The organism is Brevundimonas aurifodinae (genome assembly GCF_040195595.1).
GTDB classification, from domain to species: domain Bacteria; phylum Pseudomonadota; class Alphaproteobacteria; order Caulobacterales; family Caulobacteraceae; genus Brevundimonas; species Brevundimonas aurifodinae.
In genome coordinates this window covers 58,566-81,683 of record NZ_JBEGDD010000014.1, presented here as the reverse complement: position 1 = coordinate 81,683, position 23,118 = coordinate 58,566, and the positions used below count along the sequence as shown (strand labels likewise).

The window sequence follows — 23,118 nt, the reverse complement described above, 5'->3', positions numbered from 1 at the left end:
TCTTGTATCTCCCGACAGCGCGCCGACGTAGCTAGGGGCATCCCCCCGTCGTTCTCGGAGTCCGCCCATGTCCCCCCTGTCCCGCATCGCCGTAGCCGCCACCTTGACGCTCGCCGCCTGCTCGCCGGGCGAACCCGCGACGGCCCAGCCTCCGGTGCAATCAGGCCCCGACAGCGGTCGGCGGGAGGTGGCGCTGTTCGCCGGAGGATGCTTCTGGTCGGTCGAGGCCAATTTCGAGCGCATGCCGGGCGTCGTCTCGGCCGTCTCGGGCTTCGCCGGGGGGCGCGTGGCCAATCCCACCTATGATCAGGTCGTGCGGGGCGGCACCGGGCACCTGGAGGCCGTCCAGGTCACCTACGACCCGACCCGCATCACCTATCGCCAGCTGGTCGACCGGTTCTGGCGCACCATCGATCCCACCGATCCCGACGGTCAGTTCTGCGACCAGGGCGGGCCCTATGCCACGGCCGTCTTCGCGACGACCGCCCAGCGCCCGATCGCCGAGGCGTCCAGGCAGGCCGCCGCCGCCGTCGTCGGAGAGCGGCGTTTCGTCACGCCTGTGCGCGAAGCCGCCCGATTCTGGCCCGCCGAGGCCTACCATCAGGACTTCGCTCGGCTGAACCCGGTCCGATACGGCGGCTACACCCGGTTCTGCGGGCGCGAGGCCAGACTTCGCGCCGTCTGGGGTTGAGGCGCTCCGCGTACTGAGGGCGTGGGGGCCAGCACGCGTCCGGGTCCCCACACTGTGGCTCCCGTGTCACCCCCGACCGCTGTCACACGACTGTCGCAACACTGTCGTCCCCCGTTCCGAGACCGAGCCTAGACGGAGCGTGATTTCGACGTGGCCCTTTGCGGCCACATTTCGCGCGCCGGGCCGCCGCCCGGACCATCTGGGGATACAAGATGACCAACCGCTCTCGGGCAATCTGGGCCAGCACGGCCCTCCTGACGTCGCTCGCGATGTCGTCTGCCGTCTATGCGCAGGACACCACCTCGGCGGTCCGGGGCACGGTCATCGGCAATGACGGTTCGGCCGTCGCCGGCAGCTCCGTCACCCTGACCCACCTGCCCTCGGGCACGACCCTGACCACGGTCACGGGCAATGACGGCATCTTCAATGCCCGCGGCCTGCGTCCGGGTGGCCCCTACCGCATCGAGGCCTCCTCCTCGGCCGGCGGCGGCACGCTTGAAGACATCAACCTGCAGGTGGCCGACACGACCGACCTGACCGTCTACCTCGACGGCGGGAACACGGTGGACGACATCGTCGTCGTCGGCATCCGCGACGTCACGGCCGACAACACCGGCGTGACCTCGGTTCTGAGCCGCGAAGACGTCGCCGGCGTCGTCTCGGTCAACCGCGACATCCGCGACCTGGCCCGCCGCAACATCCTGGTCTCCCAGAACACGCGCGGCGACGGCGGCATCTCGATCGCCGGCTCCAACCCCCGCACCAACCGCGTCACCATCGACGGCACCCAGGCCCAGGACGACTACGGTCTGAACACGGGTGGCCTGCCGACCCGTCGCGGCCCGGTCTCGATCGACGCCATCGAACAGTTCAGCGTCAGCGCCGTTCCGGTCGACGTCGAGAACGGCGACTTCTCGGGCGGCGCGCTCGACGTGGTCCTGCGTTCGGGCGGCAACGACTTCCGCGGCACCGCCTTCGTCAACTATCTGAACGACGGCCTCGTCGGCACCTCGATCCGCGGCGTGGAAATCCCCAGCCAGATCACCCAGGAGAACTACGGCTTCTTCTTCTCGGGCCCCCTGTGGCGCGACCGCCTGTTCTTCGCCGCCTCGTACGAGACCTATGAGACGGTCGACCAGACGGCCACGGGCCCGACCGGTGGAGGCTTCTCGAACTCGATCCGGGGCATCACCCAGGCGAACCTGGACAGCTTCGTCAGCCTGTTCAACTCGACCTATGCGACCGAGTTCGACGTCGGCGCGATCTCTCGCACCAAGCCGATCACGGACGAAAAATACACGGTCAAGCTGGACTGGAACATCACAGACAGCCAGCGCCTGTCGCTGACCTATCGCCGCGCCGAATCGGGCGTGATCCAGCGCACGAACATCGGCACCACCTCGGCCGGCTTCGACTCGCAGTGGTACCTGACCGGTGAAGACGATCAGGCCTATGCCGCCGAATTGAATTCGCAGTGGACCGACAACTTCTCGACCCAGCTCCGCGTCACCTACCGCGACTACACCCGCCTGCAGGATCCGCCGTCGGGCCAGTTCTTCTCGGACATCACGGTCTGCTCGGACGCGACCCGCACGGTCACCTCGAACGCGATCACGGGCTGCGGTTCGAACTCGGTCTACCGTTTCGGTCCCGACCAGTTCCGCCACGCCAACTTCCTGACGACCGACAACCTGCAGATCCAGTTCAAGGGCGAGTATTCGCTCGGCGACAACCTGCTCAAGTTTGGCTACCAGCGCCAGGATGTGGGCATCTTCAATCTGTTCGTGCCGAGCAGCAACGGCGTCTATTACTTCGACTCTCTGGCTGACTTCCAATCGGGCCAGGCCAGTCGTCTGGTCTATAACAACGCGATCTCGGGCGTGAAGGCGGACGGTGCCGGCGCTCACGACTACAGCGTCAACTCGCTGTTCTTCCAGGACACGCTGCAGCTGTTCGACAACCTGACTGTTCAGGCCGGCTTCCGCTACGACTGGTACGAAAGCGACGACAAGCCCGCGTTCAACCAGAACTTCTTCAACCGCACGGGCTTCACCAACCAGACCACCTATGACGGCATCGAGATCCTGATGCCGCGCGCCTCGTTCGAATGGCAGGCCAACGACTGGCTGACCCTGAGCGGCGGCCTCGGCCTGTTCTCGGGCGGTATCCCCGACGTGATCGTGACCAACCCGTTCGGCAACACGGGCGTCCTGACTTCGCAGATCCAGATCGAGCGCAACGTCGACGGCACCTTCCGGGAAACCACCGGAGCCGCCGGCTTCACCCAGGCGGTCGGCGCGGCGGCGCTGAACATCAATGTCGCCGATCCGACCTTCGGCTACGCCATCCCCGCTTCGGTCCGCGCGATCCAGGGCGGGGCCACGGCTCCGACCGGGTCGGAAGTGAACGCCCTGTTCCCCACCTTCGACATCCCTTCGGACTGGAAATACTTCCTGACCGCGACCGTCGAAGCGCCGGAAGGCTGGGCCGATGGTTTCCTGCCCGCGTTCGCCTCGGCCGCCGTCGATAACTGGCGCGTGAACTTCGATCTGGTTGTCACCCAGGTGAACAACGCCGTGTCGTTCCGCGACTTCCGGGCCCAACCCCTGACGGTCAACGGCGTGCAGCAGTTCACCCCGGACGGCCGCATCCGCTACGACGGCATCCTGGGCACCGCCGCCCAGCGCGCCGCATTCGGCATCACCTCGACCAACCCGGGTTCGAACCGCGACATCGTCGCCTTCAACGTCAAGGAGGGCGAAAGCTACTCCTTCGGCGTCAGCGCCGAGCGGTCCTTCTTCGATCGCGACCTGAACGTGCTGGTCGGCTACGCTCGCTCCAACATCGAAGACCGCGTCTCGGGTGTCCGTTTCGGCTCGACCCAAAGCTCGCTCTACGGCACGGGTGCATCGGGCCTTGACCCGAATGAGGAAGCCTACGGCACCGCGTTCGAGGAAATCACCAACCGCTGGAAGGCCGAGGTCAACTACACCAACACCTTCTTCGGTGACCTGGAGACCCGGTTTAACCTGTTCGGCGAGATCCGTGACGGTCGCCCCATCACGTTCGTGATGAGCGATCGCGCGGCAAGCCGTAGCCCGACCTTCGGTGTGAACCGCGGCAACCAGCTGCTGTTCGTGCCGGACTTCAATGCCCCCAGCGCGACGAACCCGCTGCAGTTCGGCTCGGTCATCTTCGATACCGCCGCCAGCCGTGACCGCTTCCGGACTCTGGTCGACACCTTCGGCCTCGAGTACGGCCGCACCGTCGGCAAGGGCGAGGGCTCGGACGACCAGCCGGAGACCTATCAGATCGATCTGCAGTTCAGCCAGGAACTGCCGTCCTTCTTCCTGCCGGGCCGGTTCAAGTTCGTCGCCGACATCCAAAACCTCGCCAATCTGCTCAACGACGAGTGGGGCATCGTCGAGGAGTACGGCGACAGCCTGACGCTGATCAACGCCGAGTGCGCTGACGCCGCCGGCATCGTTCGCAGCAACGTCGGAAATCCGGTGTGCTCGACCTATCGTTACTCCAGCCCGAGCTCCTCGGCCGATACCCTGAACCGCGACAACAACGGTCGTTCGTTCTGGGCCATCCAGCTGGGCCTGCGCTACGAGTTCTGATCCCTTCGATCAGGCGACACGATCAAGGCGGCTCCGAAAGGGGCCGCCTTTTTCTTTGACTGTCCGTCCGGGCCCCGTCGGTTGAAGTCGGGGGCCGGGGGGCCTATCTGGCGCGGTCCCGCCGCGTCCAAGGATGTCGTTCCGATCATGGCCTTCGCCTCGCCCGTCCCCGCCGAATGGTCGCCTCACCGGGCGATGTGGGTCGGCTGGCCCAGCCACGCCGAGCTGTGGGAGGACAACCTGATATCCGCTCAAGCCGAGGTCGAGGCGCTGGTGCGCGCCCTCGCCGGACCCGGCCGCGAGCGCGTGAAGCTGCTGGTCGGCAAACCGGAAGCCCTGGCCGACGCCCGCGCCCGGTTCGAGGGCGTGGCGGGCGTGGAGATCGTCGACGGCCGCTTCGGCGATATCTGGCTGAGGGACACCGGTCCCATCTTCGGGGCGGGTTCTGCCCGGGCCGCCGCCTTCTGCTTCAACGGCTGGGGCGGAAAATACGACCTCGAGCACGACGACACGGTGGCGGATCAGATCGGCCAGGCTTCGGGGGCTGCGCTCGACCCGCATGATGTCGTGCTGGAGGGTGGGGCTCTGGACCACGACGGCGCGGGCACCATCCTGACCACGCGCCAGTGCCTGCTGAACCCCAATCGCAACGCGGGCTGGACCGAGGTCGTGGCCGAGGCCGCCCTCACCGAGGCGCTCGGCGCGCGAAAGGTTCTCTGGCTGGGCGACGGCTTGCTGAACGACCACACCGACGGCCACGTCGACAACCTGGCCCGCTTCGTCGCGCCGGGCGTGGTCGCCTGTCCGGTCGGCTGGGGCCGGAACGATCCGAACCACGAGGTCTATGACGCCGTCGCCGCCGACCTGTCGGCCATGACCGACGCCGAGGGTCGCGCGATCCGTCTGCTGCGCCTGCCGTCTCCCGGCCTGGTTCTGGGCGAGGACGAACGCCCGGTCCCCGCCAGCCACATGAACTTCCTGATCGCCAACGGGGCCGTGATCGTCCCGACCTATGGCGAGGAGGCTGCGGCTCGCCTGGCCTGCGAGGGTCTGGCCACGGTCTTCGCCGACCGCGAGATCATTCCTCTGCCGTCCACCGCCATCCTGTCGGGCGGCGGATCCTTCCACTGCATCACCCAGCAGGAGCCCGCCTGATGGCCCGCACGATCTCCGTCGCCGCGATCCAGACCGCCTATGGCGAGGACATGGACGCCAACATCGCCAAGACGGTCGGCTTCGTGCGCGAGGCCGCGTCGAAGGGGGCCCAGGTCATCCTGCCGAGCGAGCTGTTCCAGGGCCCCTATTTCTGCGTGTCGCAGGAGGAGCGCTGGTTCGGCACGGCCTACGCCTGGCGCGAGCATCCCGCCGTCGCCGCGATGCAGCCGGTCGCGGCAGAGCTGGGCGTCGTCATCCCCGTCTCGATCTTCGAGCGCGAGGGGCCGCACTATTTCAACAGCCTGGTCATGCTGGACGCCGACGGCTCGGCGATGGGGGTCTATCGCAAGAGCCATATCCCCGACGGCCCCGGCTATCAGGAAAAATACTACTTCCGGCCGGGCGACACCGGGTTCAAGGTCTGGAACACGCGCCACGGCCGGGTCGGCGTCGGCATCTGCTGGGACCAGTGGTATCCGGAAACGGCGCGCTCCATGATGCTGATGGGCGCCGAGGTGCTGATGTATCCGACCGCCATCGGATCGGAGCCGCACGACAAGGAGCTCGACACCGCCGAGCCCTGGCGGCGCGCGATGCAGGGGCATGCGGTGTCCAACGTCGTGCCGGTCGTCGGTGCCAACCGCATCGGCCATGAGCGGGTGACCGAGGCCGGCCAGGTCTTCTACGGTTCGTCCTTCATCGCCGATCATCGGGGCGATCTGGTCGAAAGTCTGGGGCGAGACGAGGAGGGCGTGCTCGTCCACGCCTTCGACCTGGACTACATCGACCGCCACCGCGCGGCCTGGGGCTTCTTCCGCGATCGGCGCACCGACCTCTACGGCTCCCTGACCCAGCCCCGACCCGCCTGAGGTCAGAAGGGCCAGAGGCGGTAGTCCACCGTGTTGCCCCTGACGACGTTGCGGGCGGCGTTGTCGCCGTCGTCGGCGCTGGATCCGAACGGCCAGCCTGCGTCGTCGCCGCAATAGCGTCGGCCCCCCTCGCGAGAACCGAGGACCACCGCGCGCGGCCAGAGCCAGCTGACGCCTTCGAACCGGTTGCCGGTGATGGTGTTATCGGTCGGCGCCCGGTGTCGGATCACGCCGTCCTCGCCGCAGTTCCGGTACAGGAACACGCCCCCCCGATCCGATCGCCGAAAGCGGTTGTCGACGAGCCGGTTTCGGGCCGACCCGTCGACCGCGATCTGCTCGCGGGCCGTGGCGATGTCGAAATCAACGCCTTGCACCACCGTCCCGGCGCTCTCGGCATCCAGATAGATCGCCGTCGACACGGACCGACCCGTGAAGCGGCCCTCATCGACCCGCACGCCCGTGACGCCCGGCCCGATGTAGAGCGGGATCGATCCCGTGGCGATGAAGGTGATCCGGTGGAAGAGGATGTCCGTCGGGGCCGCCGCCTGGGCGCGGCCCGTGTGTCCCGGCGCGCGCGAGGAGGCGCGCAACTCCTCGATCCGCCCGTCGGCCCCCAGACCCCAGATGCGTGCGTTGCCGTGCAGCGTGCAATCGGCCAGACGCACGCCCCGGGGCCGGCTCCAGCCGTCGCCGTCTAGCCGCGACCGGATCGACAGGGTGGGGGTGCGCGTCGTCGAGGCCACGCCCGGACGGCCGAGGCTTCCGCCGCGACAGTCCAGCCCCGCGCCGGAGCCCTCCTCGCCCTCGATCACGATGGGACGCGTGACCGAGCGGCCCGGCGGCAGGGTGGCGAAACAGGTCAGATGGAAGGGGGCGGGGTCCGTCGTCGCGGTCAGCTCCGCGAGGACGTCGGCCGGGCACGGGGCGGTGGCCGGCCCGGCGACCAGGGTCGCAGCGAGGGCGATCCATGACACAGCGAACCCCGGCCGCTCAGGGAAGCGGGATGGACAAAGCCGCGCGCTCTGCCGCGCAGGCCGGGCTGGTCCGGGCCGCGGCGCGGGCCGCCGCGATCTCGACCCGGGCGGCCTCGGCCTCCGCGCGGAAGGCCGGCGTGGTCTGGATGTCCGCGAACACGGCGCGACCCAGGGTCTCGCCTGTGGCGACGTCGGCCGGATAGTGCATGCCGCAGACCATGCGGCTGACGGCGATCTGGTGGCCGATCTCGTCCAGGGCCTCGGCGCGTTCGGGGACCAGGGCGGCCATCGTCGCCCCATAGGCCGCCCCCACCGAGGCGCTGCCCGACGGATAGGAGGCGCTGGCCCGCCCCGCCTCGCCGACGACCTGGCAGGCGCGGCGCTCGCGATCGGCCCCGACGGGCCGGGGTCGGTGGGCGCGGGCCTTGGCCAGTTCGGCCGCTTCGTTGGCGTCGTGCAGGATGCGGGTCAGCAGGGCGACCAGGCGCGGGCTCTCGGCCGCCTCGACGCGAAACCCCAGGGCGCAGTCGAAATGGGCCAGGGCGACCGCCGGCCTCAGCTCTGCGTGGCGGGTGGCCAGCAGCCAGCGGTCGGTGTCCTCCAGCGCGCGCAGGCGCTCGGACGCGGCGATGTCCGCGAGCGTCGCGGGCGAGCCGTCGGCGGGGGCAGGGGGCACGCTCTGGACCAAGGCCGCGAGCCGGCTCTCGGCCAGGAAGCCCGCCGGTGCCGTTTGCGGCGCGGCACCGGCCGACGCCGATCCCGTGATCACGGTCGCCGCGACGACCGCCGCGAGCCGCCTCATCCGGCCGCGCTCCAGCTCAGTTGCACCGAGGTCCGCCCCTCGGGCGTCGGCGAGGCCACGACCTGCAGATTGTCGCCGTCGCGCGCGGCGCCGTAGGCGCGCGCCTCGCCTTGGTTCATGGCCATGACCGAGGCCAGTCCGGCCGCCTCGGCCTTCTGGCGATGGAAGGCGATGACCGCCTCAGGGGCGGCGTCGGTCAGATAGGTGACAAGGCCGCCGGGTCCAGCGGACCCGGTCGCGATCACGGGTTCGCCCTCGACGGATCCGCCGGGATACAGCACCGCGAACGACGGCGCGCCCTCGGCGATGGGCAGGGCCGCCGGGTCAGCGGAGACCTGTGGAGCATTGGCAGAGACGGGGTCGGTGCTTGCCGGCGCGCCGGTCTCCGCCGTGACCGGCGCAGGGGTCTGATCCGGCGTATCCGCGCCCTTGCAGGCACCCAGACCGCCGATCGCGGTCACGCACACTGCGACCGCCCAAAAACGCTTCATCCCGTGCCGTCCTGTTCGACGTTCTGTCGTGACCACCGTGGCCCATTCATTGGGCGTCAGCAAGGCACTGGCCGTATGTCCGCCACGGCCTCGTCAGGTCGCGCCGTCAGTCGAAGATGTCGAAGATGCTGTCGCGCTTCTTCTTCTTGTAGCGATAGTCGTCGTCGCGGTAACGCGGCTGTTCGCGGTATCCGTGCTGGGGCTGCGACGGCTGACCCCAGGGGCTGGGCTGCTGGGGCGGGGGCGCATAGGCCTGTTGCGGCGGCGGGGCGTGGGCCTGCTGCATGGCGGTGGCGGCCGACTGCTCCATCAGCTTCTCGAGTTCGCCGCGATCCAGCCAGACGCCCCGGCAGGTCGGGCACATGTCGAACTGGACGCCGCCCCGGTCCAGCGTCTGCATCTGGGCGTTGTCGTTGGGGCACATCAGAAGGGGCATCGGCGGGTCCTGCGCAGCGACGGGTCAGGACCGAAGGTGAGGCCTCGCCCCCGTCCACGCAACCGGGCGGGGCGTCGCGCTGCCGCGATCAGCCCTCCGCGAGCACGATCAGCCGGTCCTCTGGCAGGAACTCCAGCACCTCGGCCTTGTCCGGATTGACCACCACCCCGCCCATGTTGCGGCCATCGGCCCCGTCCTCCTCGCGCTTCCTGCGATAGCCTATGGCGGTCTCGCCGCGACGGCGCGCGGCCTCGGCGAGCGTATAGCCGCTGACCGGCCCGGTCAGATCGACGTAGTCGCCGATCGGCCGCATGTAGATTTCCGAGCCGTCCTCATCCAGCAGGTCGGCGAAGATGTCGGACAGGTATTCGTTCTCCGACGCCTGGGCCAGCATCAGGCTGACCAGTTTGTTGGACACGACAAAATCGTCGGCGCGGGTGACCTCGGCCAGCTCGCGGTTGCGGATATCGATCATCTCCGACACGACGCTGATGTGGACGCCCAGCCGCTCGGACAGCTTCCTCAGGTGAAGCAGGGTGATCAGGGTGCGGGTGTCGGCCGACTGGGCCTCCATGGTGTCGGAATAGCCCAGCACCATGATGGAGTCGTAGGACGCCGGGTCCAGCGCCTCGATCGAGGCGGCGTGGCCGGTGTCGATCACCCTGTGCTCGACCGTCATGTTCCTGGATCCCAGCGGCATGGACCGGATCTCGTCAACGAAACCGGGGGTGTCGCCGGCGACGGTCAGCACCGAACCGGGCCGGACGTATTTGGACAGCTCGGACGCGATCATCGGCCCGCGCCGGTTCCAGCCGATGATCAGCACCCGCTCGGCCTTGCGCCGCACCGCCTTAGGCGCCCGCACGGCTGCGGCGTCGATCAGGGCCTCGTCCGGCTGGGTCAGGCGGATGGAATCGTCGTCCTCGGCGATGATGATGGCGCGGCAGCCCTCGGCGATCACCTCGTCCATCGGCGGGTTCAGGGTCGTGCGCCCGTCGGGATAGCGCAGGCCGATCAGGGCCGAGTCGCGATAGCCCATGACGGCGTCGCCATAGGTCTTGCCGACCAGGTCCTGAAGCTCGGTGGTGTAGATCTCGCAGCCGTCGAAATCGAGCAGCTCGGAATAGACGGCGCTGAGGCCGGCCTGGCGGCTGGACTGGACCACGATGCGCGAGATCAGGTCGTCGGCCAGCACCAGCTGCACCTCGTCGCCGCCGACGATGTGGGCCACTTCGGCGTTGCGCGAATCCCGCAGTTCGGCCGCGATCCGGTAGCGCGCCTCGCGCCGCTTCGGGTCGTTGGTCAGGGCCAGCACGGTCTTGATGACCTGGCTGTCGGGGTCGTCGGTCCCTTCTGGCGAGACCACGATGATGGAGCGGCAGGTCTGGGGATTGACCAGGGACAGGTCGAACAGGTCGGTCGGATCGCCCGAGCGGCAGATGACCTGAGTGTTCTTGAGGTCGCCCACCTTGTCGGCGATTTCGTCTTCCATCTCGACCTTGTCGCGATTGGCCATGATGACGATGCGCGGCTTCCTGCGGCTCTCGTTGGCCACGACCAGTTCCGAGACGATGTCGAAGATCGACGGTGACCAGTTCAGGATGACCGTGTGGTCGGTCTCCAGGACGCGCGACCGCCCCTTCCTCAGCGCCTCCAGCGCCGAATCCAGCCCCGCCGAGATGATCGAGATCAGGGCCGAGAAGACCAGAATGCCCATCAGGGTGACGAACAGGGTCAGCAGTCGGAACGGCCAGCCGGCGTCGCCGCCCATGGTCCCGGCGTCCATCGTCCGCATCAGCGACTGCCAGGCGGCCTCGAAGAAGTTGAACCCGCCGTCCGGTCCCAGCCGTGTCAGGGCCAGGACCGAGGCCGCGAGCAGGATGACGAAGACGGTCACCAGGCTGAGCCAGCCGACCAGGGCGATCGGCCCGGCGGCCATCGACTTGTCAAACTCGTAGCGCAGCTTCTCGCCCAGGCCGACGTCGCCCAGCTGCTGTTCCTTGAGAGTGTTCGGCTTGGCCGCGGCGGTGCTCTTGACGCCGCTGCGCGCGGCGTTGGCACGGGTGAGTGAGCCCATGGTGTGGCGTCGATCCTGGATAAGCCCGCCGGCCCCCCTGACCGACGATCAACCGTCCCGCGATGCTTCGCGCACGGACGGTGAACGCTGTCGTGATTAGTGATCTTCGTCCGCCTTGGGAAGCTGACCAAACCCGACTAGAACGGCGGCCTCCTCCCCTACAACCTCCGAGAGCCGCCATGCGCTATCTGCACACCATGGTCCGCGTCAAAGACCTGGACGCCTCGCTGCATTTCTGGACCGACCTGCTGGGTCTCCAGGAGGTGCGCCGCATGGAGAACGAGAAGGGGCGCTACACTCTGGTGTTCCTGGCCGCGCCCAAGGACCTGGACCGTTCGGCGGCCGAGCGGTCGCCCGAGGTCGAGCTGACCTTCAATTGGGACCCCGAGGAGTACACGGGCGGCCGAAACTTCGGCCACCTGGCCTATCGCGTAAACGACATCTACGCCGCCTGCCGACGGCTGCAGGACGGGGGCGTGGTCATCAACCGGCCGCCGCGCGACGGCAACATGGCCTTCGTCCGCTCGCCCGACGGCATTTCGATCGAGCTCTTGCAGGAGGGCCCGGCCCTGGAGCCCGCCGAGCCCTGGGTCTCCATGCCGAACGTCGGCACCTGGTGATGCGGCGACTGCTCGCGGCCGGACTGGCTCTCGGTCTCTCGGCCTGCGCCTCGACGTCCGAAACCAACCCGGGGCGGACGGCCACGGAACAGCTGTTGATGGCGCGCGCGGCCGATCTGGCCGTCGAGGACCTGCGACTGCCGATCCCCGATACCGCCCGCGTCTATGTCGAGAGCCGCTATCTGCAGGGCGAGGGCGCAGCCTATGCCGCCTCGGCGGTTCGTAGTGCCCTGTCGCGAGCCGGCCACGCCCTCGCCGACGACCGGCACAATGCGGACGCGGTGTTCGAACTGCGGGCCGGGGCCCTGTCGCTGGAACAGATGCGCCGTGTGGTGGGCCTGCCGCCCCTGGCTCTGCCGATCAACGAGAACCTGAACGTCGTCTCTATCCCGGAGCTCAGCCTCTACAGCCGCCGCGACCGGGTCGGCGTCGCCGAGTTCTCGGGCTTCGTCTACGACGCCCGCACGGGCGCGCCGCTCGGGGCGGTCTCGCCCATGATCGGCGAGTACCGCATCCGCAGCCACAAGGTGCTGATGATGGTGACCTGGGGCCAACAGTCGGCACGCCCCGGCGAGCGCGATCCGGGCGACAGCTGGCGCGAGTTCTGAGGCGCGGTCAGCGACCGTAGGCGACGCGGTGCAGTGTCCATCCCGCCGCCGCCCCGGGCACGGCCAGTGACGCGGCCAGCGCCCAGGGCTCCCAGGAAGCCATTGGCTCACCGACCGCCGCGATGGAGGCGGCCCCCGCCAGGACGCACAGGCCCGTGCCCGCCAGCACGGCGTCGCGCCTCGTTGTCCGTCCCATCCGGACCAGACTGGTGTGCCGATGACAGCGAGGCCCACCAGAAAAACGACGAAGGCATAGAGGAAGGCCACGGGCGTGATCCACAGACCGGCCAGGATCTGGTCGGTCATGCCGTTGATCGCCTGGACAATCACGCCCGCGACCGCGAACCCTGCCGCCACCAGGGCGGCACCCACGGCCGCCGCCGCCGGGTAGGCCAGCAGCACCGAACCCCATCCGCGCGTCTTCATCGATCGTCCCCCCGACGGACTCGTCCGGTGGAGACGACGCACATTCATGCCCACGGTCAAGCTCACGAAATCTGATCGGTGGGGCGCGTGACGCGCCTCGTCGCGCCGCCTATGTTCGCAGCCATGTCCGACACTGCCGCGCCCGAAGCCTCCGATCGTCCCCTGACCCAGGACGGCCCGCCCGTCCGGCTGTGGCTGATCGACGCCTCGGCCTACATTTTTCGCGCCTACCACGCCTTGCCGCCGCTGACGCGCAAGTCCGACGGCCTGCCGGTGGGCGCGGTCCAGGGCTACTGCAACATGTTGTGGAAGCTGTTGAAGGACATGAAGGGGGCGGACGGGCCGACCCATCTGGCGGCGATCTTCGACCATTCTGAAAAGACCTTCCGAAACGACCTCTACGACCAGTACAAGGCCAACCGCTCGGCCCCGCCTGAAGATCTGATCCCGCAGTTTCCGCTGGTGCGCGACGCGACCCGCGCCTTCGGTGTCCACTGCGTCGAACTGCCCGGCTATGAGGCCGACGATCTGATCGCCACCTATGCCTGCAAAGCGCGCGATGCCGGCGGCGAATGCGTGATCGTCTCGTCCGACAAGGATCTGATGCAGCTGATCGGGCCGTCGGTCGTCATGTGGGACCCGATGAAGGACCGTCGCCTGGCCGAAGAGGCGGTGATGGAGAAGTTCGGCGTCACCCCGGACAAGATGGTCGACCTCCAGGCCCTGATCGGCGACAGCGTCGACAATGTCCCGGGCGCCCCCGGCATCGGCCCCAAGACCGCCGCCCAGCTGCTGGACGAATACGGCGACCTCGACACGCTTCTGGATCGCGCCGGCGAGATCAAACAGCCCAAGCGGCGCGAGACCCTGATCAATTTCCGGGACCAGATCCTGCTCAGCCGCGAACTGGTCCGCCTGACCTGCGACGCCCCCGCGCCCGAGCCGATCGACGACTTCGTGGTGCGCGACCCCGATCCGGCGACCCTGTCGGCCTTCCTGGAGCAGATGGAGTTCCGGGGTCTTCAGCGCCGGGTCGGCGACGGCAAGCTGGAAGGCCACGACGGCTCCGCCTTCAAGCCGTCGCGTCCGGCCGCCCCCCTGTCCGCCCCCGTCATCTCGCCCCGCCATGCGCCCCAGGCTGTGTCCGACACGGTCGAGAAACAGGTCTTCGATCACGACGCCTATGGCTGCATCCAGACGCTGGAAGACCTGGACGCCTTCCTCGCCCGGGCGACGGAGGCCGGCGTCGTCGGCTTCGACACCGAGACGGACGCCCTGTCGGCGACCCACGCGGGCCTGTGCGGGGTGTCGCTGGCGATCGGCCCCAACGACGCCTGCTACGTCCCCCTGACCCACGAGCATCCGACAGTCGAGGGCGCGGGCGGGCTGGATTTCGGCGGCGAAGGCGACGCGCGCGAACCCCTGACGCAGCTGGACAAGCCGACCGTGCTGGCTCGGCTCAAGGTCCTGCTGGAAGACCCGGCCGTGCTGAAGGTCGTCCAGAACGGAAAGTACGACCTCGCCGTCATGGCCCGGCGGGGCATCCGCGTCGCCCCGATCGACGACACCATGCTGATCTCCTACGTCCAGGAGGGGGGCTTGCACGGCCACGGCATGGACGAACTCAGCCGCCTGCACCTCGGCCACGACCCCATCCCGTTCAAACAGGTGGCCGGGACCGGCAAGGCCCAGAAGTCGTTCAAGCACGTCGAGCTGAAGCCGGCGACCTGCTACGCCGCCGAGGACGCGGACGTCACGCTCAGGCTGTGGCGCATCCTCAAGCCCCGGCTGGCCCGTGAGGGTCTGGCCACGGTCTATGAGACGCTGGAGCGGGGCATGCCGCCGGTGCTGGCGGACATGGAACTGGCCGGTATCCGCGTCGATCCGGACCGCTTGCGCCGCCTCTCGTCGGAGTTCGGCCTGCGCATGGCCGAGCTGGAAACCAAGGCCCATGAGATGGCGGGGCGGCCGTTCAACGTCGGGAGCCCCAAACAGATCGGCGACATCCTGTTCGGCGAGCTGAACCTGCCCGGCGGCAAGAAGACGGCGTCAGGCCAGTGGGAGACGGGGGCGGCGACGCTCGACGGCCTGGCCGAGACCCATGAGCTGCCCCGCGTCCTTCTGGAATGGCGCCAGCTGTCCAAGTTGAAGGGCACCTATACCGACGCCCTGGTGGCGGCGATGGATGCGTCCACCGACCGGGTCCACACCTCCTATCAGCTGGCGGCGGCCACCACCGGGCGTCTGGCGTCATCCGACCCCAATCTGCAGAACATCCCGATCCGAACGGAGACGGGCCGCCAGATCCGCCAGGCCTTCATCGCCAAGGACGGCCACGTCCTGATCAGCGCCGACTACAGCCAGATCGAACTACGCCTCTTGGCCCACATCGGCGACATCCCCGAGCTGAAGCGCGCCTTCAAGGCCGGTATCGACATCCACACCGCTACGGCGTCCGAAATGTTCGGCGTCCCCGTCGATCAGATGGACCCCGAGACGCGCCGCCGGGCCAAGGCCATCAACTTTGGCATCGTCTACGGCATCTCCGCCTTCGGCCTGGCGGCCCAGCTGGGCATCGATCAGGGCGAGGCCGGGGCCTACATCAAGACCTATTTCGAACGCTTCCCGGGCATCCGCGCCTATATGGACGCCACCCGCGCCGAGGTCCGCGAACGGGGCTTCGTCTCCACCGTCTTCGGCCGCAAGATCCACATCCCGGCGATCCATTCTAAGTCGGGTGCCGAGCGCCAGTTCGGCGAACGAGCGGCCATCAACGCCCCGATCCAAGGCGCCGCCGCCGACATCATCCGCCGCGCCATGATCCGCATGCCGGGCGCGCTCGCCGACGCGGGCCTGTCGACGACCATGCTGCTCCAGGTCCACGACGAACTGGTCTTCGAAGCCCCCGAGGCCGAGGCCGAACGCGCCATCCCCCTGATCCGCCGGGTCATGGAGGGCGCGGCCGAACCGGCCGTGGCCTTGTCAGTGCCGCTGGTGGTGGACGCCCGCGCGGCGAAGAACTGGGACGAAGCGCACTGACCGATCAGGTCGCGTTCGTCGCCAGCCAGGCGATGTAGCCGGCATAGGCGAGGAGCAGCGCGAGCCCTTCCCAGCGGACGATCTTCAATCCGGTGCGGACGAATATGACGAGCAGCGCCGTCGCGCCCAGCATGACCCACAGATCCAGGCGCGCGATCTCGGGGGGCACCCTGAGCGGGGACACCATGGCCGTGATTCCGAGGATGGCGAGCACATTGTAGATGTTCGATCCGATCACATTGCCCAGCGCCACGTCCGCCTGACGGCGCGCCGCTGCCACGACCGAGGTGACCAGTTCGGGCAGGGAGGTTCCAACCGCGACCACGGTCAGCCCGATGACCGTGTCAGATACACCGAGGTCGCGCGCGATGACGACGGCCCCATCGACAAGAAGCCGGGCCCCGCCGATTGTGAGGGCGATGCCAACGACCGCCAGGGCCAGCCCAGCCCATAGACCGCCTCCCGAGTCGGGCGCGGCGTCGGAGATGTGCTCGTACTTGGCGCGTTCGGCGTCCTGAACCGAACGCTCGCCCAGATAGGCGACGACCAGATAGGCAACCAGCATCGCCACCATGGCCACCCCCCAGACCAGATCGACCCGTCCCGCGAGCACGGCCGCAGCGCAGACCGCGCTGGCGATGACGAGCATCCAGCCGTCGCGCCGGAAGGCGGCCCGGTCGACGACGATCGGCGCGATCAAGGCGGTCACGCCCAGGATCAGCAGGATGTTGGCCGTATTGGATCCGACGACATTGCCGACGGCGATGCCCGGCGATCCTGCCATGGCAGCGGTCAGGCTGGTCACCAGTTCAGGGGTCGAGGTTCCGAAGCCGACCAGGGTCAGGCCGATCAGCAAGGGCGAGACGCCCAGGGATTTCGCGGCCGTCGAGGCCCCGCGCACCAGGGTGTCGCCCCCGAGGGTCAGCAACACCAGACCGCCGGCCAGCATCAAATAGGTCGTCAGGGTCCCGTCCATGCCGCGGCGCTTGCCATGATGGGCCACCGCCTGCAATCGCCTCGAGCCGATCCGTGACAGGCCGTCGCAGCCAGGCCCGCCCCGCCGCGTTTTCAGGCGGCCAACCCCGCCGCCTTCATCAAGGTTTTCAACGGCGCGATCTGTTCCGGCGAAGCGGTCAGGGCGGCGCGGGCTTCCGGCGCGCGGAACAGCTTGATCGCCTCGGCCTTGGCGCGGTCCGCGGCCGGTCCGAACGGGGCCGTCTCTCCGGCGGCGAGGCGCAGCAGGGCCGCCAGCTTCTGGGCCGGCGGGGCGGGCGCGCGAGCCAGCTGCGCGGTCAGCCTGGCCTCGGCCTCGACCACCCCACCGACATGGCCGATGGCTCCGCCGATCTGCTCGGTGTCGTGTTCCGACAGGGCGGCGGCCCGGACCGAGCGGTGCAGGACGGCCAGGGCCTGCAGCTTTTTCGCCGCCGACATCGGGGCCGTCCGCATCTCCTGCTCGAACCTCAGGGAGGTGACGCAGGCCGCCAGCCAGCGCGCGGCCGATCGCTTGTTGGCGGTGCCCGTCACGTTCTCGCACAGCCGGGTCAGTTGCTCGGCTTCGCACAGCACGGTCTCGCAAGGGTCGACGAAGGACTGCACGAAGTCGGCGGTCACAAGGCTCTTGGAGCGTTCGGTGAAGGCGTTCTGCACCTCTTCCAATGTCAGTAAACGCCCGGCCGTGGCCGTCAGCGACATGGCCAGGGTCCGCAGGATGTCGATTTCGCCGGGCGCATCGGTGGGCCGCAGGCGACGCGGCCCCATCAGTTCGCGCAGCACCATTCGCGCCAGGGCCGCGGACAGGATGGGATATTCCCCGGCCTCGATCCGCACGCCCAGCCGTGCCGCCGGTCCATCGACGGCGGGCATCAGCAGCGCCATCCGGGGGTCCATCCGGATCAGGGCCTCGATCTCGCGCGGGGCGACCATGCGGACCACGGCCGCCAGGCTGCCGCCCTGGTCCAACGCGGGCCCAAGCACCTCGGACAGGCTGGTCCGCGCCGCCATCATCTCACAGAGGATCTGCTCGATCGCGACCATGACCAACGCCCGGGGCGGGCCGTCCATCGGCGCTCGGTCCGCCAGATCCATCAGCCGGTCCAGACGGGCGCGCGCGCCCTTCAGCCCTTTCAGGGCTCCGGCGATCACGCCGCCGATGACGAACGATCGGTCCGCCGACCCCGCCAGACGATGGGCCACGTCCGCCAGAGACCGGTTGGCCAGGTCAGGAAACAGGCTCTTGCGACCCGCCACCACCACCCGTTCCATCGCCGCTTCGGTCAGCTTTTGATAGTGGCGGATCAGCTCATGGGCCGCCTGGCCGGTGGCCTGGCTCTCGGGGATGGCGACCTTCTGGATGGCGTGCTGGACCTCGACGCCCGACGCTTCCAGCCGCTCGACCAGGTCCGGCCGATGCAGCAGTTCGAACACCGTCACCCCGTTCCGCATCAGCCAGTCTTCCAGCACCCGGCCGATCAACTCGCGCGCGTGGGGGGCATAGATGTCCTGCGGCGCCATGCAGTTCGGCCGGTCGTCGGCCTCTGCCACCCGCTTCTTGGGGGCCTCGGGCGCGCCGCGCGTCAGGACGGTGACGCTGTTGAACTCCATGGTGTCGGGGTCCATCGTCTCCTTGGTGACCCGCACGGCGACGGCGTGCTTGTCCCGCAGGATATCCTCTGCGGTCTCGATCGCCTGCTGGCGGTTCTCCGTCGCCTGCAGCAGGCTCCACGGCGCGGGGGCCGTTTTCCTGACGTAGATCTCGTAGTGGACGGGTCCGGCCATGGTCTGGGTTCGCCTGATTGGCCTGCCAGAATGACGCACAGGCTTTAAGGTCCGGTTTCCCAAACCAAATCTGGCCACCCGGCGACTGTGGCCGTAAAGTCACCGCGATCGCGAGCGAACGGTTACGCTTGCCGCGCGTTGATGCGCCCCGGGTCGCGTTTTCCCGGGTCGACGACAAGGAGACCGACTTGGCCAACATCACCCTGGTGGACGACGACGAGAACATCGTCGCATCCGTGTCCCTGGCGCTTGAAAGCCATGGCCACAAGGTGGTCGCCTATCATGACGGGGCCACGGGGCTGGAGGCGCTGGAATCCTCGCCGCCGGACCTCGCCATCCTCGACGTCAAGATGCCCCGCATGGACGGCATGGAGGTTCTGCGCCGCCTGCGCCAGACCAGCCAGATCCCGGTCATCATGCTGACGTCCAAGGACGAGGAGATCGACGAGATCCTGGGCTTCAACCTCGGGGCCGACGACTACATCCACAAGCCGTTCAGCCAGCGTCTGCTGATCGAGCGGGTCAAGGCCCTGCTGCGCCGCTCCGGCGGCGACGGCGGCGAGCCCGAACCCTCGGCCGAGACGTCCGGCAAGGCGATCCGTCGCGGCAAGCTGGTCATGGACCCGGCCCGCCACGAAAGCACCTGGGACGGCAAGGCGGTCAAGCTGACGGTCACCGAGTTCCTGCTGCTTCAGGCCCTGGCCCAGCGCCCGGGCTTCGTGAAGAGCCGCGACAACCTGATGGACGCCGCCTACGACGACCAGGTCTATGTCGACGACCGCACCATCGACAGCCACGTCAAGCGCATGCGCAAGAAGTTCCGGGTCGTCGATCCCGAATTCGACGCGATCGAGACCCTGTATGGCGTCGGCTACCGATACCGCGAGAGCTGAGCCTTCGGATCCGTCCGACGATCGGGGGCTGACCCGGCACCGCCTCCGGTTCGCCGGATCGCGGCTCGGCGGGCTGATCCTGGCGCTCAATCTGCTCAGCCTGCTGATCCTGTTCGGCGGGGCGCTGGCGTTGAACGAATGGAACCGGGGGCTGGTCCAGGCGCGCCAGGAAAGCCTGCGTGTCCAGGCGGAGCTCCTTTCCAACGTGCTGGGTCAGCTGGGCATCACGCGTGGAGAGCCGACGCCGACGCTGGACCCGATCGCCGCCAGTCAGTGGCTGAGGGACAACTTCATCCCCAGCGGCCAGCGGGCCCGCCTCTATGACGCCGACGGCCTCCTGGTTTCCGACAGCTTCGCCGTCACCGACGCCATTCCCGGCAATGCCCTGCCCCCCGCCAACCCGGCCGGCTCGCCGATCGTCGAAACCGATGACCCCGCCAAGGTGCGCGAGACCCTGGACCAGGCCAGCGCCGCCCTGGGGGCCGAGATCGAGGCCGCCCTGCTGGGTGAGGCCCAGGCCACCGTGCGACGCTCGGAAAACGGCGACCGGGTGGTCTCGGTCTCGCTTCCAGTCCGTCATGTGCAGCAGGTGCTGGGCGTTCTCACTCTGGAGGCCGGAGATGTCGACCAGATCCTGGGGGCCCAGCGCCGGGCCCTTGTGCCCTTCGCGGTGGTCGCGCTGGCCGTGAACCTCCTGGCCTCGCTGCTTCTGCACCTGTTCGTCGCGCGGCCGGTGATGCGGCTGTCGGCGGCGGCGGATCAGGTCAAGCTGCAGCGTGCCCGGGCCATCTCCCTGCCCGATCTGGAAGGCCGTCGCGACGAGATCGGCGACCTGGCCCGATCGTTGGAATCCATGACCGAGACCCTGTCGGCCCGGATGGACGCCATCGAGCGGTTCGCCGCCGATGTGGCCCATGAGATCAAGAACCCGCTGACCTCGATCCGCTCGGCGCTGGAGACCCTCGAACTGGTCAAGGACCCGGCCCAGCGCGAGACCCTGACCCGGGTGTTGCAACAGGACGTGCGCCGCCTCGACCGGCTGATAACAGACATCTCGAACGCCTCGCGCCTGGACGCCGAACTGTCCCGCGACCGGCCCCGCCCGGTCGATCTAGCCGCCTTGCTGGGCGACATCGTCACCGTTTACGACACCACCTCCAAGCCCGGAGAGGCCCCGGTGCGGCTGAGCGTCGCCATCGAGGCGCCCGCGCGGGTCATGGGCCGCGACGGTCCCTTGGGTCAGGTCTTCCGGAACCTGATCGACAACGCCCGCTCATTCAGCCCGCCGGGAAGCGACGTCCGCCTGGCGGTGCGCCGGGACGAGACTGATCCCGACCTGACCCTGCGGGTCCTCGTCGAGGACGACGGACCGGGCATTCCGGACGAGAACCTGGAGACGGTGTTCCAGCGGTTCTATACCTCGCGCCCGCGCGGCACGGCCTTCGGGGCCAATTCCGGGCTGGGCCTGTCCATCGTCCGCCAGATCGTCGAGGCCCACGGGGGTCGCGTGACCGCCGCCAACCGGACCGACGCCTCGGGTGCCGTCATCGGGGCCCGGTTCGAGGTCGCCCTGCCGGTCGTCGGTCGCCGGGGATGAACCCGCCGCCGGTTCATGCCACGGCCGTCGCCCTCCGGTGCGCCGACGGTTGGCGGGGCGCGCTTCTGCGCGGCCCCTCGGGCGCGGGCAAGAGCGACCTGGCGCTGAGGCTGATGGCCGGCGGCTGGCGCCTGGTTGGCGACGACTATGTGCATGTCTTCACCTCGGGCGGCCATCCGTACGCCGCTCCAGCCGACCGGATCGCCGGCCGGATCGAGGCGAGGGGCCTTGGCATCCTGCGGGACCGGCATCTCCCGCTCGCGCGGGTGCGGTTGGTCGTCGACTGCGTTCAGGAGGCCGTAGAGCGGCTGCCAGGCCCTGCGATCGTAACTCTGGCCGGGGCGATCGTTCCGGCCCTGAAGCTGGACATCCGCGCGGCGTCGTCGGTCGCCCTGCTCGCCCATGCGATGCGCCGTCTTTAATCCCCCGCCGCTTTCCTCTATCTAGGCCCGCTTGCGTGTCGGCCCCGGGGGGCGTCGATACCGCCAACGCGGGATGCTTCGCCCTTGAAGACGCCTTCATGATCGGCCTCGTGATCGTCACCCACGGCGGCCTCGCCTCCGAGTTCCTGTCGGCCATGGAACATGTGGTGGGGCCCCAACGCGGGGTCGCGGCCATCTGCATCGGGCCCGATGACGACATGGAGCGCCGCCGCCGCGACATCGTCGATGCCGCCGCCGCCGTCAACGACGGGGACGGGGTCATTCTGCTGACCGACATGTTTGGCGGCACGCCATCGAACCTGGCCATCTCGGTCATGGAACAGACCCATGCCGAAGTCATCGCAGGACTGAACCTGCCCATGCTCATCAAGCTGGCCAGCGTGCGTGGGCGCGAAACGCTCGAAACCTGCGTCGCCCACGCCCAGGAGGCGGGCCGCAAATACATCTCCGTGGCCTCCTGGGTCCTGGCGGGCGAGAAATAGACTTGGCCACGACCGTTCCGACCGTCCGCGCCACCGCCGCCATCTGCAATACCCGGGGCCTGCACGCCCGGGCCTCGGCAAAGTTCGTCAAGCTGGCGTCCAGTTTCGAGGCCGAGATTCGCGTCACGCGCGACGGCGTGACGGTCGATGCCCGCTCCATCATGGGCCTGCTCATGCTGGGGGCCGGCAACGGCTGCAGCATCGAAATCGAGGCCGAGGGCACGGACGCCACCCCGGCCATCGAGGCCCTGTCGGATCTGGTCGCGCGCAAGTTCGACGAAGACGCCTGACTGATCTTCTCGCGCCTCAGAGCCGCGTTCGCAGGGACCACAGTTCGGGAAAGCACCGGCGTTCAAGCGTCGACGACAGATATCCGACCCCGTCCGTCCCCCCGGTGCCGCGCCGACGGCCGATGATCCGCTCGACCGTGACCACATGCTTGTGCCGCCAGGTCACCAGGGCGTCGTCCAGATCGACCAGCTTCTCCGCCAGCTGATACAGCGGCCACCAGCGGTCCGTGTCGCGATAGACCTCCAGCCACGCGTTCTCGACCTCGGGCGAGGGGGCGTAAGGGCGCGAGACGTCGCGCGTCAGGACGGCGTCCGGGACCGGCAGTCCCGCCGCCGCCAGCTGCGCCAGGGCGTCGTCGTACAGGCTGGGCGACGCCAGGGCGTCGGACAGGGCCGCATGGGCCTCGGGCCGGTCGGTCTGAAAGGCCAGGAACTTGGCGTCCTTCAGTCCAAGCATGGTCTCCAGCCGCCGGAACTGGTCACTCTGGAACCCGGAGCTGGACCCAAGCACGCCCCGGAACCGCAGATAGTCGGCTGGCGTCATGGTGGCCAGGATGTCCCAGCTCTGCGTCATCACGGCCTGGATGCGGCTGACCCGCGCCAGGCTCTTGTAGGCGGGGACCAGGTCGCCCGTCCGCACCAACGCTTGCGCCAGGGCGACCTCGTGCAGGATCTGCTTCAGCCACAGCTCCTTGGCCTGGTGGATGATGACGAACAGCATCTCGTCATGCTGGTCGCTGATCGGCGACTGCGCCGACAGCAGCCGGTCCAGATCCAGATAGCGGGCATAGGTCATGTCGGCGGGAGCGGTGGGATCGGCCATG

The 23,118-nt window shown here is 68.6% G+C and carries 21 protein-coding genes; 12 read left to right on the top strand and 9 right to left on the bottom strand.

Annotated features, from left to right (window positions below; all coding sequences use genetic code 11):
- Positions 1-67: 67 nt before the first annotated feature.
- From msrA to aguB, 4 genes are all read left to right on the top strand, one after another.
- Positions 68-691: a peptide-methionine (S)-S-oxide reductase MsrA gene (gene msrA, locus ABN401_RS14865; protein WP_349685650.1), complete on the top strand. Its 624-nt coding sequence runs from the start codon at positions 68-70 to the stop codon at positions 689-691.
- A 212-nt stretch (positions 692-903) separates the two neighbouring features.
- On the top strand, positions 904-4,314 hold the full coding sequence (locus ABN401_RS14860) for a TonB-dependent receptor (RefSeq protein WP_349685649.1): 3,411 nt from the start codon (positions 904-906) through the stop codon (positions 4,312-4,314).
- Between the two features lie 147 nt (positions 4,315-4,461).
- Complete coding sequence (locus ABN401_RS14855) at positions 4,462-5,469, top strand: agmatine deiminase family protein (RefSeq protein WP_349685648.1); 1,008 nt, start codon at positions 4,462-4,464, stop codon at positions 5,467-5,469.
- On the top strand, positions 5,469-6,338 hold the full coding sequence (aguB, locus tag ABN401_RS14850; RefSeq protein ID WP_349685647.1) for an N-carbamoylputrescine amidase: 870 nt from the start codon (positions 5,469-5,471) through the stop codon (positions 6,336-6,338). Before ABN401_RS14855 ends, aguB begins: the two co-directional genes overlap by 1 nt.
- Before the next feature lie 2 nt (positions 6,339-6,340).
- Here the strand turns inward: aguB and ABN401_RS14845 are convergent, their stop codons facing one another.
- From ABN401_RS14845 to ABN401_RS14825, 5 genes are all read right to left on the bottom strand, one after another.
- A complete protein-coding gene (locus tag ABN401_RS14845; protein WP_349685646.1) occupies positions 6,341-7,312 on the bottom strand; it encodes a right-handed parallel beta-helix repeat-containing protein in 972 nt (323 codons plus the stop codon).
- Between the two features lie 16 nt (positions 7,313-7,328).
- Positions 7,329-8,114, bottom strand: a complete 786-nt coding sequence (locus ABN401_RS14840) for a phosphatase PAP2 family protein (protein ID WP_349685645.1) — start codon at positions 8,112-8,114, stop codon at positions 7,329-7,331.
- Positions 8,111-8,605 carry a hypothetical protein gene (locus tag ABN401_RS14835; RefSeq protein ID WP_349685644.1) on the bottom strand — a complete coding sequence of 165 codons (495 nt, stop codon included), beginning with the start codon at positions 8,603-8,605 and terminating at the stop codon, positions 8,111-8,113. The genes ABN401_RS14840 and ABN401_RS14835 overlap by 4 nt, the downstream gene beginning before the upstream one ends.
- A 106-nt stretch (positions 8,606-8,711) precedes the next feature.
- Positions 8,712-9,041, bottom strand: coding sequence for a TFIIB-type zinc ribbon-containing protein (locus ABN401_RS14830; protein WP_349685643.1), 330 nt, complete (start codon positions 9,039-9,041; stop codon positions 8,712-8,714).
- A gap of 88 nt (positions 9,042-9,129) precedes the next feature.
- On the bottom strand, positions 9,130-11,118 hold the full coding sequence (locus ABN401_RS14825) for a CASTOR/POLLUX-related putative ion channel (protein ID WP_349685642.1): 1,989 nt from the start codon (positions 11,116-11,118) through the stop codon (positions 9,130-9,132).
- 179 nt (positions 11,119-11,297) lie between these two features.
- Here ABN401_RS14825 and ABN401_RS14820 point away from each other — a divergent pair, with 179 nt between their 5' ends.
- Both ABN401_RS14820 and ABN401_RS14815 read left to right on the top strand, forming a co-directional pair.
- Positions 11,298-11,738, top strand: a complete 441-nt coding sequence (locus tag ABN401_RS14820) for a VOC family protein (RefSeq protein WP_349685641.1) — start codon at positions 11,298-11,300, stop codon at positions 11,736-11,738.
- Complete coding sequence (locus tag ABN401_RS14815; protein WP_349685640.1) at positions 11,738-12,346, top strand: DUF6655 family protein; 609 nt, start codon at positions 11,738-11,740, stop codon at positions 12,344-12,346. Before ABN401_RS14820 ends, ABN401_RS14815 begins: the two co-directional genes overlap by 1 nt.
- Positions 12,347-12,353: 7 nt before the next feature.
- Here the strand turns inward: ABN401_RS14815 and ABN401_RS14810 are convergent, their stop codons facing one another.
- The gene (locus tag ABN401_RS14810; RefSeq protein ID WP_349685639.1) at positions 12,354-12,515 is read right to left on the bottom strand and encodes a hypothetical protein; all 162 of its coding nucleotides are present in this window, start codon (positions 12,513-12,515) and stop codon (positions 12,354-12,356) included.
- Positions 12,516-12,895: 380 nt separating this feature from the next.
- On the opposite strand from ABN401_RS14810, the gene polA reads away from it, so the two are divergent.
- Positions 12,896-15,811, top strand: a complete 2,916-nt coding sequence (polA, locus tag ABN401_RS14805; protein ID WP_349685638.1) for a DNA polymerase I — start codon at positions 12,896-12,898, stop codon at positions 15,809-15,811.
- Positions 15,812-15,815: 4 nt separating this feature from the next.
- Here the strand turns inward: polA and ABN401_RS14800 are convergent, their stop codons facing one another.
- Positions 15,816-16,814, bottom strand: a complete 999-nt coding sequence (locus ABN401_RS14800; protein WP_349685637.1) for a calcium/sodium antiporter — start codon at positions 16,812-16,814, stop codon at positions 15,816-15,818.
- Positions 16,815-16,879: 65 nt separating this feature from the next.
- Positions 16,880-18,589: a hypothetical protein gene (locus ABN401_RS14795; RefSeq protein WP_349685636.1), complete on the bottom strand. Its 1,710-nt coding sequence runs from the start codon at positions 18,587-18,589 to the stop codon at positions 16,880-16,882.
- Between the two features lie 188 nt (positions 18,590-18,777).
- Between ABN401_RS14795 and chvI the strand changes: the two genes are divergently transcribed.
- The 5 genes from chvI to ABN401_RS14770 all read left to right on the top strand — a co-directional run bounded on the left by chvI (position 18,778) and on the right by ABN401_RS14770 (position 22,294).
- On the top strand, positions 18,778-19,482 hold the full coding sequence (gene chvI / locus ABN401_RS14790) for a two-component response regulator ChvI (RefSeq protein WP_349685635.1): 705 nt from the start codon (positions 18,778-18,780) through the stop codon (positions 19,480-19,482).
- Positions 19,451-21,079 carry a two-component sensor histidine kinase ChvG gene (gene chvG / locus ABN401_RS14785; protein ID WP_349685634.1) on the top strand — a complete coding sequence of 543 codons (1,629 nt, stop codon included), beginning with the start codon at positions 19,451-19,453 and terminating at the stop codon, positions 21,077-21,079. The genes chvI and chvG overlap by 32 nt, the downstream gene beginning before the upstream one ends.
- Complete coding sequence (locus ABN401_RS14780) at positions 21,076-21,501, top strand: HPr kinase/phosphorylase (protein WP_349685633.1); 426 nt, start codon at positions 21,076-21,078, stop codon at positions 21,499-21,501. Before chvG ends, ABN401_RS14780 begins: the two co-directional genes overlap by 4 nt.
- Before the next feature lie 98 nt (positions 21,502-21,599).
- A complete protein-coding gene (locus ABN401_RS14775; RefSeq protein WP_349685632.1) occupies positions 21,600-22,004 on the top strand; it encodes a PTS sugar transporter subunit IIA in 405 nt (134 codons plus the stop codon).
- Between the two features lie 2 nt (positions 22,005-22,006).
- Positions 22,007-22,294: an HPr family phosphocarrier protein gene (locus ABN401_RS14770; protein ID WP_349685631.1), complete on the top strand. Its 288-nt coding sequence runs from the start codon at positions 22,007-22,009 to the stop codon at positions 22,292-22,294.
- Positions 22,295-22,310: 16 nt separating this feature from the next.
- Here ABN401_RS14770 and ABN401_RS14765 read toward each other — a convergent pair whose 3' ends face one another.
- The gene (locus ABN401_RS14765; RefSeq protein WP_349685630.1) at positions 22,311-23,117 is read right to left on the bottom strand and encodes a tryptophan 2,3-dioxygenase; all 807 of its coding nucleotides are present in this window, start codon (positions 23,115-23,117) and stop codon (positions 22,311-22,313) included.
- Position 23,118 lies beyond the last annotated feature (1 nt).